Source organism: Streptomyces sp. NPDC088354 (assembly GCF_044753585.1).
GTDB lineage: Bacteria > Actinomycetota > Actinomycetes > Streptomycetales > Streptomycetaceae > Actinacidiphila.
The window spans coordinates 239,996-253,898 of the sequence record NZ_JBIVNJ010000003.1; the positions used below are offsets into that span (position 1 = coordinate 239,996).

Here is a 13,903-nt window from a genome sequence, read left to right on the forward strand (position 1 = left end):
TGGTGCTGTCCACGGGGCCTTTTGCTTCCTTGTACAACTATCGCTGACCCGCCGACCCTACCCGCCCCTGTCACCGCCCGGAATGCGCTGCCCCGGGCAGGCTTCCGGACAGCGGGAGCAAGGCGGACGAGCGGGCGAGGTCGATCGTCACGGCCGGGGTGCTGCCGGGCGGCTCCAGGAGGCCGGCGTCGGTCCCCGCGACGATCAGCGCGAGCCGGTGCCCGGCCGGGACGACGTGGTCGGTGGCGGCCAGGGTGATGGTCGCGGTGTACGCGCGCCCGGGGACGAGGGGCCGGCCGTGCCGGGCGGAGGCGGCGTGCCCGAGGTCGGCCCAGCCGCGGCTGACCACGGTGCGGGTCACGTCGGCGGTGTCCGCGGACGTGTCACGGAAGCAGGCGCTGTCGCCGGGGGCGCTCGCGCCCCAGCAGGAACGGGTGGCGAGGTCGGTGATGCCTTCCTTGGCGCCGAGGAAGTTCCGGATCGTGGCGGGGCCGAGGTCGACCACGACCGCCGACAGGTGGGCGCTCGTGGTGGACGCGGAGGCGGTGACCGTGACCGTGCCGCTGCCGGACAGGCGCAACGCGCCGGTGAGGGTTCCGGTGCTGAAGACCGTCTTGTCCGGGCCCGCGGTGTCCGCGGCGGCGGCCCAGTCCTCCTCGCCGCGCTGCGGGGCGTCGGTGAAGGCCTCGGTGCTGCCGGGCGCGGCGGGCGTGCGGCCGAGGACCCCGAGGCCGGGTGTCGATCCGGGGCGCAGGCTCAGCCGGGTGGGCTCGGTGCCGGACGGCGGCCAGGCACGGTCGGTGCTCCACTGGTCCGGGGCGCGTTCGATGTCGGCGGCGGGCTCGATCTCGATGCCGTTGCGCACGCCCAGCAGGTAGTGGTCGAACCAGCGGTGCAGGGTCGCAACCCAGGCGTCGCGGCGGTAGTCGAAGGGGTCGACGTGGCCGGTCTGCGACAGCCACACCTTCCGCTCCACGCCGTGGGCCGCGAGCGCCTGCCACCACTGCCCGAAGTGCTTGGTGCGGACGTTGAGGTCCTGCATGCCGTGCACCGCGAGGACGCTGGCGCGGACCTTGCCGGCGTGCCGGGTGTAGTCGCGCTCGCTCCAAAAGGAGGTCCAGTCGCCGCTGCGGGGGGCGCCGTTGACGATCGCCTCCTGCACGGCGGCGCAGCGGGTGCGGGCGCCGGTGCTCTCGACGTAGTCGGAGAGCCAGTCGGGGCCGGAGTCGTACAGGGCCGCGCCCTGCTGGAAGTAGTAGTCGTACCAGGAGCTGATCGCGCTGATCGGGACGATCGTCCGCAGCCCCTTCACCCCGGTCGCCGCGACGCCGTTGGCGATGGTGCCGTCCCAGCTCTTGCCGATCATGCCGACGTCGCCGGTCGACCAGCCCGCCGCGGCGGTCCGGGTGCCGGTGCGCGAGGTGTACGCGGTGGCGCGGCCGCCCAGCCATTCGACGACGGCCTTGGCGGAGCCGATGTCCGAGGGTCCGCCGACGTCGACGCAGCCGTCGGAGCGGTTCGTCCCTGCGAGGTCGACCAGGACCACCGCGTACCCGCGCGGCACGAAGTAGTTGTCGTAGAACAACGGCGCCTGGACCATGCGCCCTTGGGCGTCGTAGGTCTTGGTCTGGCTCTCGTTGCCGCGCCCGCAGCAGGAGTAGTACGGGCTCGCGTCCATGATCACCGGCACCTTGCGGCCCGCGGCGGCGGCCTCCCTCGGACGCACGATGTCGGCGGCCACCCGGTCGGTCCGGCCGTCGCCGTCGCTGTCGCGTCCCGTGTCGACCCACACCGCCTCGCGGATGGCGTCGGCGTACGAGTAGTCGGGCCGGCTGAGGCCGTCACGGACGGTGCCGCCCGAGGCGGCGTACGCGGACGTCGCCGGGAGGAGTACGGCGGCGAGAGCGGCGACGACGGCCGCGACGACGCACATCGCATGGACACGGACACGGGGGACGCACGGCAGGGAGGGCACTCGCGGACGCTAACGCTTGGCAGTGTCATGCCAACAGCGGATTCCCGGCCAACTCCGTTTCGCAACAGGGGCTTTGCCAAGGGGCTCCCCCACCGGGGGCGGCGCGCGGAGCCCGCGCGGGACAGCCGTGGCACACGGCCCCGTTCACGCGTTCGGCGTAGCCGAACTGTCCGCCGAACACGCCACGTGATGAGCTGGTCACGCAGCCGGGTCGACGGGTGGACCGCAGGGCCACCCCTCGCAGCGGACCCGGCCACGGCGCGACGGGTGGCACACGCCCCGGGGACCGCAGCCGAATCCCGACTGGCCCCGCGGCTCGGCGGGGCGCGAAAGGAACGCCGGCAATGATCGCTGCCCGCACCACCGGCCTCACGTCCGGCCCCTCCTCCAGCCCTCCCTCCGGCGCCGTGTCCGGCCGCACCCCCCGGCGCACCCTCGTCGCACTGGGCGCCTGCGCCCTGCTGCTCACCGCCTGCGCCGCCCCGCCGCTGGCCTCTCCCGCACCGCGCCCCGCACCGTCCGGCAGCGCCCCGGCGACGGACGGCGGGGCCGCCGCGGCATCGCGGTTGCGCGCCTACTACGGGCAGACTCTGGCGTGGCGGCCCTGCGACCGGGCCGACGGATTCCAGTGCACCACCATGCGCGTGCCCTTGGACTACGCCCATCCCGAGGCCGGCGACATCCTGGTCTCGGCCACCCGCAAGAGGTCCACCGGCGGCGCGCGGCTCGGCTCCCTCCAGCTCAACCCCGGCGGTCCCGGCGCCTCCGCGATGGACTACCTGTGGAAGGCCGCCACGGCGTACTCCTCCTCGGTGCGCGGCGCCTACGACCTCGTCGCGATGGACCCCAGGGGCGTCGGCCACAGCACCCTGGTCGACTGCGGCACGGGCCGGCCGGTCGCCTTCATGCAGTCGCCCGTGCCCCCCACGCCCGACGAGGCGGAGATCGACGCGTGGGACACCATGTACCGGAAGACCGCCGGCGAGTGCGAGCGGCACGTCGCGGGGCTGCTCCCGTACGTCGGGACACCCGACGCCGCCCGGGACATGGACATGCTGCGCTCGCTCCTCGGCGACAGGCGACTGCACTACGCCGGTTTCTCCTACGGCACCTACCTGGGCGCGACCTACGCCGAACTGTTCCCCTCACGGGTGGGCCACGTGGTGCTGGACGGCGCCCTCGACCCCTCCCTCGGCGCGCTCGACACCACGCTCCACCAGGCCCGCGGCTACCAGGTCGCGTGGGAGGCGTTCGCCGCCGACTGCGCGACCCGCCCCGACTGCCCGGTCGGCCGCAGCCTGCCGGGGGCCGCCCGCACGCTGGACACCCTGCGGGCCGTGCTCGACCGGTCGCCGCTCCGGCAGGGCAAGGACGACGAGGTCACGGGCGACGACCTGACCGCCGCGGTCGTGGACGGCCTCCGCTTCCCCGCGTGGGACCGGCTCCGCGACGCCCTGCGCGGAGTGCGCACGGGCGACGCCCACGACCTCCAGGAGATCATCGCCGATGGCCAGGAGACGTCCAAGGAGGGCGACCAGGCGCAGCTCGCGGTCAGTTGCCTGAGCTCCACGATCGGCCCGCGGCTCAGTGCCGTCCGCGCGGCGGCTGCGCTGCCCCGGTTCCTGAGCGCGTCCCCCCAGTTCGGCCGGGCCTTCGCCGACACGCTGGTGATGTGCACGCACTGGCCGGTCCCGTCCCAGCAGCCCGCACGCCCCGTCCACGCCCGGGGTGCCGCCCCGATCCTCGTGATCGGCACCACCCGCGACCCGGCCACCCCGTACCCGCAGTCCGTCGCGCTGGCGCGGCAGTTGGACTCCGGGCGGCTGCTCACGCGCGTCGGCGACGGCCACACCGGCTACCACCGGGGCAACGTCTGCGTCGACAGCGCCGTCGACCGCTTCCTCCTGCACGGCACCCTCCCGCCGGCGGGCACGGTCTGCCGCTGACCCGTGTCCCGTACGCCGCGCGCCGGGGAGGGCGGGCGTCGTCCCGTCCTCCCCGGCGCGCGTTCACGCGGTCGTCGGCCGATGTCAGCCGCGCCGGCCGCCTCCGCCGCCGCCCAGCCCCTTGTCCAGGCCCGCCCGGCGCAGCGCGTCCGCCATGGCACCGGAGGGCGCCGGGCGGTTGTCGCCGCCACCGCGCGACTGGCGGGGCGTGCCGCCGCCGCGCCGCTCGGGACGGGGACCCCGCTCGGGGCGTCCACCGCCGCCGTTGCCCTTGGCGTTCCCGGCCCCGGCACCCGCCGCCGCGCCCGCCTCGTCGTCGAGGCGCAGCGTCAGTGAGATGCGCTTGCGCGGGATGTCCACGTCGAGGACCTTGACCCGGACGATGTCCCCGGGCTTGACCACGTCGCGCGGGTCGCTGACGAAGGTCTTGGACATCGCGGAGACGTGGACCAGGCCGTCCTGGTGGACGCCGACGTCCACGAAGGCGCCGAAGGCGGCGACATTGGTGACGACGCCCTCCAGCAGCATCCCGGGCTCGAGGTGCTTGAGTTCCTCGACGCCCTCCTTGAACTCGGCGGTCTTGAAGGCCGGTCGCGGGTCGCGGCCCGGCTTCTCCAGTTCGGCGAGGATGTCGGTGACGGTCGGCAGACCGAAGGTGTCGTCGACGAAAGCGTCCGCCTTGAGCCCGCGCAGGACCGAGCCGTTGCCGATCAGCGCGCCGATGCCGATGCCGGCGGCGGTGCTCATGCGGCGGACCACCGGGTACGACTCCGGGTGCACGCTGGAGGCGTCGAGCGGGTCGTCGCCTCCGGGGATGCGCAGGAAGCCCGCGCACTGCTCGTACGCCTTCGGGCCGAGCCGGGCCACTTCCTTCAGCGCCGTGCGGGTGCGGAAGGGGCCGTTGGCGTCGCGGTGGGCGACGATGTTGCCGGCCAGGCCCTCGGTGATGCCGGAGACGCGGCGCAGCAGCGGCACCGAGGCGGTGTTGACGTCGACGCCGACGCCGTTCACGCAGTCCTCGACGACGGCGTCGAGCGAGCGCGAAAGCTTCAGCTCGGACAGGTCGTGCTGGTACTGGCCGACGCCGATCGACTTGGGGTCGATCTTCACCAGCTCCGCCAGCGGGTCCTGCAGGCGGCGGGCGATGGAGACGGCGCCGCGCAGCGAGACGTCCATGTCCGGCAGTTCGGCGGAGGCGTAGACCGAGGCGGAGTAGACCGAGGCGCCGGCCTCGGAGACGACGGCCTTGGTCAGCTTCAGCTCGGGGTGCCGCTTGATGAGGTCGGCGGCGAGCTTGTCGGTCTCGCGCGACGCGGTGCCGTTGCCGATCGCGACGAGGTCGACGTGATGGGCCGCCGCGAGCCGGGCGAGCGTGGCGATGGACGCGTCCCACTGGTTGCGGGGCACGTGCGGGTAGATCGTGTCGGTGGCCACGACCTTGCCGGTGGCGTCCACGACGGCGACCTTGACGCCGGTGCGGAAGCCGGGGTCGAGACCCATCGTGGCGCGGGTGCCCGCGGGGGCGGCGAGCAGCAGGTCGCGCAGGTTGGCGGCGAAGACCCGCACCGCCTCGTCCTCGGCGTCCTGGCGCAGCTGGACGCGCAGGTCGAGACCGAGCCGGACGAGGAAGCGGGTGCGCCAGGCCCAGCGCACCGTGTCGGCGAGCCACTTGTCGGCCGGGCGGCCGCGGTCGGTGACGCCGAAGTGGTGGGCGATCTTGCGCTCGAAGCTGGACGGGCCGTCCTCGACCGGCTCCTCGGGCTCCAGGGTGAGGTCGAGGACTTCCTCCTTCTCGCCGCGGAACATCGCGAGCACGCGGTGCGAGGGAAGCTTGCCGAACGGCTCGGCGAAGTCGAAGTAGTCGGCGAACTTCGCGCCCGCCTCCTCCTTGCCCTCACGCACCTTGGAGACCAGACGGCCGCGCTCCCACATCCGGGTGCGCAGTTCGCCGACGAGGTCGGCGTCCTCGGAGAAGCGCTCGGTCAGGATGGCGCGGGCGCCTTCCAGGGCCGCCGCGGTGTCCGCCACGCCCTTGTCGGTGTCGACGAAGCCGGCCGCCTCGTCCTGCGGGTCGAGGGCGGGGTTCTCCAGCAGCCGGTCCGCGAGCGGTTCGAGACCCGCCTCGCGGGCGATCTGCGCCTTGGTGCGGCGCTTGGGCTTGAACGGCAGGTAGATGTCCTCCAGGCGCGCCTTGGAGTCGGCGGCGAGGATCTGCGCCTTGAGCGCGTCGTCGAGCTTGCCCTGGGACTCGATGGACTCCAGGATCGCGGCCCGCCGCTCGTCGAGCTCCCGCAGGTAGCGCAGCCGCTCCTCGAGCGTGCGCAGCTGTGCGTCGTCGAGCGCGCCGGTCGCCTCCTTGCGGTACCGGGCCACGAACGGCACGGTCGCACCGCCGTCGAGGAGTTCGACGGCCGCGTGGACCTGCCCTTCCCGTACGCCGAGCTCCTCGGCGATCCTGCGCTCGACCGAGACCGTTGTCGTCACGATGTGCGACCTGCTTTCTGGCTGGACTACCGCTGCATTATTGCGGAGCCCGGCCGCCGCGCCGCGAGCCTGGGGGCGAAGCCGCGCCGGAGTCCTGGGGCAGGGTCTTCTCGAACCAGTGGCCGGCGTAGCGGTCGCCGTTGTAGTCGTCGATCTCGCGGTAGCCGAGCTTGGCGTACAGCGACCGCGCCTCGACCAGGTCGGCCCGGGTGTCCAGGCGCACGACGCCGGCGCCCAGGTGTTCCACCGCCGCGCGCTCGGCCGCACTGACCAGCAACGCGGCTCCGCCGGTGCGGCGGGCGGCGGGGACGACCCAGACGCGGCGCAGTTCGGCGACGCCGGGGGCGAGCAGCCGTACCCCCGCGCAGCCGGAGGGGACTCCTCCGTAGTGGCCGACGAGGAACCGGCCGGTGGGGCCGGCCAGGTCGTCACTGGTGTCCTCGGTGAGCAGGTCGTCGATCTCCTGCCGGGTCATCGGCCTGCCGTAGTAGCGGCTGACGATGTCGTCGTAGTAGCGCCACAGCAGGTCCCTCGACAGCGGGTCGTCAACGGCGAGCGGCGAGATCTCCCATACGGGCGAAGCGTGGATGTTCTGTCGCGGTACGGTCACAGGGCCCATCGTGGCAGGGCGTCGCGTGGCTATCCTCCGGTTATTCGTTGGCTTCACAACGACACGGGGGCAGGACATGACGCGGTACGCCGCGCGCACGAGTCATCCCATCGCCATCGCGGAGCAGACCGGGAACGACGTGCTCGTCTTCGACCCCGGTGCCGCCGACTGGTCGCAGGACGCCGCGGTCGCCTGGCGCTGGAAGGCGCCCGGCGGGACGGGCACCAGCTGGCAGCACCTGTCGGACGTCCGCCTGCGCAGGACCCACGCGTACGGGCGGGTCGTGCTGGTCACCGCCCTCGGCGGCCGGGCGGCGATGGTCCGCGAGGACACGGGGGCGATCGTCTGGCAGACGATCACGCCGGCCGACACCCCGCGCGCCATCGAGCGCATCCCGGGCGGGGTGATCGCGGTGGCCTCCGCGGCGCCCGGCCGGTTGCGGCTGTACGCCGACACCGAGCAGTCCGGCCCGTTCCTCACCATCCCGCTGCCCAGGGCGCACGGCGTGCTCTACGACCCGGAGCGCGCCGCGCTGTGGGCGATCGGCGAGGAGCGGCTGGTGCGGTACGCGCTGTCCGGCAGGGGCCCGGCCACGATGCTGACCGAGCACAGCGTGATCCACTTCGAGGGGCAGGGCGTCGATCTGCAACCGGTGTACGGCGAACCGGGGTCGCTGTGGTTCACCGACACCAACGGCGCCTACCGGCTCGACACCGAGACCCGCAAGTACCGGCAGGTGGACGGCGCCGACGACGTCCGCGCCTACCTCAGCCAGCCCACCGGCACCCGGATCCGCGCCCGCGGCCACGTGTCCGGCCCACGCGCCGGAGGCGGCCCCACGGTCGACTTCCTGGATCCGGACGGCACCACGGCGTACTCCCGCACCCGTCCCGGGGCGGAGTTCTCCGCGGTGCGGCTGTGGACCTCGGACTTCCACTGAAGGGCGCCGGGCCGCCCTCCCGGGCGAAGCAGCGCGATGGCCTGGACCGGTCCCGGGCGCCGGCAGCGGGCATGTAATGATCGGAGAACACTGGGAACAGTGCCCTGACCATCTATTCCGCAGCCGGCGCCCACCCGGGCGCCGCGCCGCCGGCGGGCCGCGGTGCGTCCGTACCGGGCCGGTCCGGCACCCTGCCTTGTACACGCCAACGGAGGCTTCGCTCCCATGGAATACCGCCATCTCGGCCGCAGCGGTCTGCTCATCAGCGAGATCGCTTACGGGAACTGGCTCACCCACGGTTCGCAGGTGGAGGCGGACGCCGCCACGGCGTGCGTGCGTGCCGCGCTGGAGACCGGCATCACCACCTTCGACACCGCGGACGTCTACGCCGGCACGCGGGCCGAGTCGGTGCTCGGCGAGGCGCTGAAGGGCGAGCGCCGCGAAGGGCTCGAGATCCTCACCAAGGTCTACTGGCCGACCGGTTCCGGCCGCAACGACCGCGGCCTGTCGCGCAAGCACATCATGGAGTCGATCGCCGGCTCGCTGCGCCGCCTGCAGACCGACTACGTGGACCTCTACCAGGCGCACCGCTACGACGTGGAGACCCCGCTGGAGGAGACGATGGAGGCGTTCGCCGACGTCGTCCACTCCGGCAAGGCCCTCTACATCGGCGTCTCCGAGTGGCCCGCGGAGCAGATCCGCCGCGCCCACGCGCTCGCGCGCGAGCTGCGCATCTCCCTGGTGTCGAACCAGCCGCAGTACAACGCCCTGTGGCGGGTCATCGAGGGCGAGGTCGTCCCCACCTGCGTGGAGCTGGGCATCGGCCAGGTGGTCTTCTCGCCGATCGCGCAGGGTGTGCTGACCGGCAAGTACAAGCGCGGTCAGCAGCCGCCGGAGGGCTCGCGGGCCACCGACGACAAGGGCGGCGCCAACATGATCGCGCGCTGGATGGGCGACGAGGTGCTGGACGCCGTCGCGCGGCTCGAGCCGCTGGCCGCCGAGGCCGGGCTCTCCCTGGCCCAGCTGGCGGTGGCATGGGTGCTGCAGAACTCCAACGTCTCGGCGGCCATCGTCGGCGCCTCCCGCCCCGAGCAGGTCGCGGAGAACGCCAAGGCCTCGGGTGTCGTCCTGGAGAAGGAGCTGATGGCGCGCATCGAGGAGATCCTCGAGCCGGTCGCCGTCACCGACCCCAAGCGGGTCCACGACAACGTCCCGGTCCGCCGCCCCTGACCGGTCGACGTCCCGGAACGCCGCGGCCCCGCGGTCCGCACGGACCGCGGGGCCGCGCCCCGTGCTACTCGGTGCGGCAGTGCGCCCCTTCGCCCCGCGGGGTCTCCTTGGGGAGGTCGAGCGAGGGGTTGCGGTCGAAGAAACCGGTGGGCTTGAGCGTGAAGCCGCTGTGGTCGACCGGCATGACGGGCCACTCCTCCAGCCGCGGCAGGTGGGTGGGACCGAAGGTGTGCCAGACGGTCAGCTCGGTGTTCTCCAGGCTCTCGCCGGGCTCGGTCCAGCGGGGCAGCCCGCCGCCGCCGGCGTTCTGGTTGGGGTAGTCGCCCGCGGGGAAGCGGCGTTCGGGGCGGTGGCGGGTCACCCACAGGTGCTTGGTGCCGTAGGCCGCGCGCCGGGCCACGGCCGAGTCGGGCTGGGCCAGGACGACCGGACCGGGCTGCGGGACGAGGGTGTACGCGACCGGCTTGCCCATGCGGTTGAGTGAGCCGGGGTTGGTGATCCGCCAGCGTCGCCCGGCGAGCGGGTCGGCGAGGCGTCCGCCCTCCGCACTGTCCGCGAGGGGGGTGACCCGGGTGGTGAAGACGTTGCCGTTGGGGTTGTCGGTGCCGTGCGGGACGGGGACGACGTCCACTTCCTCGACGGTGTTGGCGTGCCCGTCGACCGCCGCGTCCAGCCGCACGCAGAACATGTGCTGGTGGAACGGGGCCAGCAGGCCCGGCGCGACCTCGGTGCCGACCGCGTCGGCGGTGCCGGGCTCGACGGCGGAGGTCTGCACGATGCCGGTGGACTTGGCCTCGAAGCCGATCGTGCCGTCCTGGTAGAAGTACCAGTAGAAGCCGTAGTCGTAGTTGCCCACGGTGGTGATGTAGGAGACGACCAGGCGGCGGGAGCGGCGGCTGTCGGCCGTCATGCCGTTGAAGATGTCGGTGTGCTTCCACAGGAGGCCGTAGTCCTCCTCGTGGATGCAGATCGCGTTCGGCAGCGTCTCGGGGTTGCCGAGGTCGTCGCTGAGCACGGCGTCGAGGTAGGCGATCTCACCGAGGCAGTCGCAGCCCAGCTTCAGGGCGTTGGCGTTGCGCCCGAGCGAGTACTCGCCCGCGTCGAGGAAGGCGACCCAGTTGCGGTCCTCGCCCGGCTCGGCGTAGGCGACGGCCATCTCGGCGAGCGAGGCGCGGTGCAGAACGGGGCGGACCCGGTCGCCGTCCTCGTAGCCGATCTGGTGCAGGACCAGGCCCTCGCGGCCGTTGAAGTCGATGCGGAAACGCCACTTCTGCCAGGTCATCAGCCGGCCGGTGAGGGTGAAGGACGGTCCCTCGGGCTGGGAGATCTCCAGCGGGCGCAGGTCCGTGCGCGCCGGCCCGTTGAACTCGGCCTCGTAGCGCCCGCATTCGGCCGGGATCGGGACGGCGCCGGTGTCGATGAGGCGGACGACCTTGCGCCCGATGACGTCGACGTCGGCGACCAGCCCGGCCACCGGGTGTGCCCAGGGGCTGTCGGCGGCATCGCACCGCAGCCAGGTCAGCGAGCGCATGAGGCGGGCGCCGGGACGGTCCTCGAAGCGCAGCGGGCCCGCGCCGAGCGGGGCGGCGATCGCCAGGTCGAGGTCGGTGACGCCGCGCTCCGCCATGGCCTTGCGCCAGCCCGGGTCGGCCTTGACGATCTCCTCGACGATCTCGTACTCCTCGAAGGTGACCGGCGGCTGGCCCTCCTGATCGGTGTCGAGCGCGCGATGGGCGACCACGACGCCCGCGGTGACGTCCACCAGGGCCTCGGCGGCGGCGCCGGTCAGGGAGTCCAGCAGGGTGACCCGCAGCCGGCGGACGACGGGGTCGCCGTCGCGGTGGGCGTCCGCGGTGTGCCGGTCGGGCTCGTCGAGCAGCACCAGGGGGAACCGGGTCGCGTCGGTGACCCTGCCCTCCTCGGTGAGGATCCGGCGGGCCGCGGCGATCTCGTCCGCGGTCAGCGGGTCGAGGGGGTGCGGCGCGGCGGGGGAGGTGTCGGCGTCGGTGTGGCAGCAGGAGGACATGGGACAACTCTCCGGTGTGCGTGAGTCGTTGCGCTACGGGACAGGATGCGGACACGCGTCCGGCCCGCCGCTCCCCTGCCGGGGTGCGACGGGCCGGGCGGGGTCAGGAGGCGGCGGGCTCCGCCTGGCCGGCGTCGGCCGCGTTCTCGCGGGCCTGCTCGATCCGGAACGCCTCGTTGCCGAGGCCGATGCGGGCGTGCAGCTCGGGACGCGTGGAGCGCAGCACCAGGCCGTAGACCAGGCCGCCGACGACGGTGACGCCGATGACGCCGGGCAGGATCCACGAGACCGCGGAGCCCGCGCCGGCGACCAGGACGTCGAAGTCCTTGACGGCGTAGACCGCGATGACGATCAGCGCGACACCCGCCACAGCGGAGGCGGCGATCCTCGGCGCCTGGGTGCGCAGCGCGCCGCGCCGGACGAAGTACCCGATGACCGCGAAAGCCGTGGTGGCCAGCAGCACGATGATGCCCAGGGCGCCGACGTTGCCGCCCCAGGTGAAGAGCTTGAGCACGGGTGCGGTCGGGTCGTGGTCGGCGGCGGCGCTGCCGTCGGTGACGGCGAAGGCGACGACGGCGACCAGGGAGATGACGGTCTGGAGCAGCGAACCGTGGGCGGGGGCACCGCTCTTGGGGTTGGTGCGGCCGAACGCGGCGGGCAGCAGGCCCTCGCGGCCCATGGCGAAGGCGTAGCGGGCGACGACGTTGTGGAAGCTGAGCAGGCAGGCGAACATGCCGGTCACGTACAGGACGTGGAGGACGTCGGTGAAGGTGGCGCCGATGATCGACTCACTGAGGCCGAACAGCAGCCCGGGACCCTGCTTCTGCGACTGGCCGACGATCTGCGACGGGCCGGTGGCCACGCTCAGCGCCCAGGAGCTGATGGCGAAGAAGACCGCGACGAAGGTGACGGCGAGGAAGGTCACCCGGGCGACGAGCACGTGCGGCCGGCTGGTCTCCTCCGCGTAGACGGGGGGCTGCTCGAAGCCGACGAACGCGGCGATGCACAGGCACAGCGCGGTGCCGAGCCCCGCGCCGCTGAGCGTCGACGGGTCGAAGGCGTGCAGCGACAGGCCCTCCTTGGCGGAGGGGTGGCCGATGGCGGCGACGTCGAAGACGACGACGAGCGTGATCTCGATCAGCAGCAGGACGCCGAGGACCTTGGCGTTGAGGTCGATCTTCAGCCAGCCGAGCGCGCCGACCACGAGGACACCGAGGAGCGCCGGGATCCACCAGGCGATCGTGAGGTCGAGGTAGGTCTCGCACAGCCCGGAGATCTCGAAGCCGAACAGGCCGTAGACGCCGAACTGCAGGGCGCTGTACGACACGAGCGCCACCAGCGACGCACCGGCGCCGGCGGTGCCGCCGAGGCCGCGCGCGATGTAGGCGTAGAAGGCACCCGCGTTGTGGACGTGGCGGCTCATCTCGGCGTATCCGACGCTGAAGAGGATGAGCACCACGCCGAGGATCACGAAGAGCAGCGGCTGCCCGACGATGCCCATCACTCCGTAGGCGGTGGGCATGACGCCCGCGACGACCATCAGCGGGGCATTGGCCGCGACCACCGACAGCAGCAGGCCGGGCAGGCCGAGCCGGTCGGCCCGCAGGGCTCTCTCCTCGCCCTTGAACGTGCTGATCCCGGTATTGCCCGTCAGCATGGCAGATCCTTTCCTCGTGGGTGACTGGGTGTGCTGTGCGTCGATGGGCGGTCCCTAAGGGGATCCGGGGCCGAGCACGGCCTCGCGCGCGGCGCGGAAGGCCTTCTTGGGGTCGCGGTCGGGGTACGACCACGGGATGCGGGTGGCATAGCCGCCGATCCGGTTGAACAGGGCCGCCGCCTCGGCGTTGCGGCCCTGCAAGTACTGGGCGTGGACGAGGAAGTTGAGGTCCAGGTAGAGCCGCGGATGGTCGCGGTCGTCCCATTCCAGCCACCAGTCGAAGGCCCGCTTGAGGGCCTGCCGGGCGCGCCAGCCGCGCCAGTGCTCCGACTCCGCCGGGTCGGCGGGCTCGGTGCCGGCGGCGGCCAGCACCCGGTAGAGCTCGGCGTGGGCGACGACCGGCAGGACGGCCAGCGGGGAGCCTTCTGGGGCGTCCCCGGCGGCCCACTCGGCGAACTCGTACACCTCGTGGAACTGGCTTCCGTCGGCCGGGGACTGGGGACGCTCGGCCAGGCAGGCGGCCATCAGCTGGTGGCCGTGGTGGTGGTCGCGGTGGCGGCCGCGCACCTGGTCGAAGGCGCGCATCCGGTCGTCGTCGGTGCCGGTGTGGCGGGCCAGGATGAGCAGGCACAGCCAGGGCGTCGGATCGGCGGGGGCCAGCGCCGCGGCGGCGAGGCAGGCCTCGCGCGCGGTCTCCGGCCGTTCCTTGCCGTCGACGGCGCGGAAGACCAGGGCGCAGCCGAGCAGGGCGGCCGCGTCGGGGCTGCCCGGTTCGGCGAGTTGCCACTCGCGGGCCCAGGTACTGCTCGCACGGCCCTCGCCGAGCACGACGAGGCGGTGGCCGCGCCGGTCCCAGGCGTCCCCGGTCTCGGCGAGCAGGGTGCGGGCCTCGGTCCAGCGGCCCTGGGCGAAGGCGGCACGGGCGGTGGCCAGCGGTTCGTCGTCCAGCGCGGGATCGAACCGCAGTTCGTCCCGGGAACGGGAGAATCCGAACGGGGGTGGAGGAGTCATCCTCGGGGTGCCTCCACGGCGCGC

At 73.2% G+C, this 13,903-nt stretch carries 9 protein-coding genes; 3 read left to right on the forward strand and 6 right to left on the reverse strand.

Annotated features, from left to right (window positions below):
- Positions 1-70: 70 nt before the first annotated feature.
- On the reverse strand, positions 71-1,933 hold the full coding sequence (locus ACIP98_RS07325) for a Xaa-Pro dipeptidyl-peptidase (protein WP_401974420.1): 1,863 nt from the start codon (positions 1,931-1,933) through the stop codon (positions 71-73).
- 386 nt (positions 1,934-2,319) lie between these two features.
- On the opposite strand from ACIP98_RS07325, the gene ACIP98_RS07330 reads away from it, so the two are divergent.
- Positions 2,320-3,921 carry an alpha/beta hydrolase gene (locus tag ACIP98_RS07330; protein WP_401974201.1) on the forward strand — a complete coding sequence of 534 codons (1,602 nt, stop codon included), beginning with the start codon at positions 2,320-2,322 and terminating at the stop codon, positions 3,919-3,921.
- Between the two features lie 84 nt (positions 3,922-4,005).
- Here ACIP98_RS07330 and ACIP98_RS07335 read toward each other — a convergent pair whose 3' ends face one another.
- Positions 4,006-6,405, reverse strand: a complete 2,400-nt coding sequence (locus ACIP98_RS07335; protein WP_401974203.1) for a Tex family protein — start codon at positions 6,403-6,405, stop codon at positions 4,006-4,008.
- Between the two features lie 37 nt (positions 6,406-6,442).
- On the reverse strand, positions 6,443-7,015 hold the full coding sequence (locus tag ACIP98_RS07340; RefSeq protein WP_401974205.1) for a GNAT family N-acetyltransferase: 573 nt from the start codon (positions 7,013-7,015) through the stop codon (positions 6,443-6,445).
- A gap of 76 nt (positions 7,016-7,091) precedes the next feature.
- On the opposite strand from ACIP98_RS07340, the gene ACIP98_RS07345 reads away from it, so the two are divergent.
- Entirely contained in the window at positions 7,092-7,955 is an 864-nt protein-coding gene (locus ACIP98_RS07345) for a DUF6528 family protein (protein ID WP_401974206.1), read from the forward strand.
- A gap of 225 nt (positions 7,956-8,180) precedes the next feature.
- Positions 8,181-9,185, forward strand: a complete 1,005-nt coding sequence (locus tag ACIP98_RS07350) for an aldo/keto reductase family protein (RefSeq protein ID WP_319658117.1) — start codon at positions 8,181-8,183, stop codon at positions 9,183-9,185.
- A 64-nt stretch (positions 9,186-9,249) separates the two neighbouring features.
- On the opposite strand, the gene ACIP98_RS07355 is transcribed toward ACIP98_RS07350, so the two are convergent.
- The 3 genes from ACIP98_RS07355 to ACIP98_RS07365 form a co-directional block, all read right to left on the reverse strand.
- Complete coding sequence (locus ACIP98_RS07355; RefSeq protein WP_319658116.1) at positions 9,250-11,211, reverse strand: primary-amine oxidase; 1,962 nt, start codon at positions 11,209-11,211, stop codon at positions 9,250-9,252.
- A gap of 103 nt (positions 11,212-11,314) precedes the next feature.
- Complete coding sequence (locus ACIP98_RS07360) at positions 11,315-12,868, reverse strand: APC family permease (RefSeq protein WP_319658115.1); 1,554 nt, start codon at positions 12,866-12,868, stop codon at positions 11,315-11,317.
- Positions 12,869-12,922: 54 nt separating this feature from the next.
- Positions 12,923-13,879 carry a hypothetical protein gene (locus ACIP98_RS07365; protein WP_319658114.1) on the reverse strand — a complete coding sequence of 319 codons (957 nt, stop codon included), beginning with the start codon at positions 13,877-13,879 and terminating at the stop codon, positions 12,923-12,925.
- Between the last annotated feature and the right edge of the window lie 24 nt (positions 13,880-13,903).

Bases quoted from the DNA above. Each gene is read 5' to 3' on its own strand.
- ACIP98_RS07325 (WP_401974420.1), bottom strand. From the start codon at position 1,933: ATGTGCGTCGTCGCGGCCGTCGTCGCCGCTCTCGCCGCCGTACTCCTC.
- ACIP98_RS07330 (WP_401974201.1), top strand. From the start codon at position 2,320: ATGATCGCTGCCCGCACCACCGGCCTCACGTCCGGCCCCTCCTCCAGC.
- ACIP98_RS07345 (WP_401974206.1), top strand. From the start codon at position 7,092: ATGACGCGGTACGCCGCGCGCACGAGTCATCCCATCGCCATCGCGGAG.
- ACIP98_RS07350 (WP_319658117.1), top strand. From the start codon at position 8,181: ATGGAATACCGCCATCTCGGCCGCAGCGGTCTGCTCATCAGCGAGATC.
- ACIP98_RS07355 (WP_319658116.1), bottom strand. From the start codon at position 11,211: ATGTCCTCCTGCTGCCACACCGACGCCGACACCTCCCCCGCCGCGCCG.
- ACIP98_RS07360 (WP_319658115.1), bottom strand. From the start codon at position 12,868: ATGCTGACGGGCAATACCGGGATCAGCACGTTCAAGGGCGAGGAGAGA.
- ACIP98_RS07365 (WP_319658114.1), bottom strand. From the start codon at position 13,879: ATGACTCCTCCACCCCCGTTCGGATTCTCCCGTTCCCGGGACGAACTG.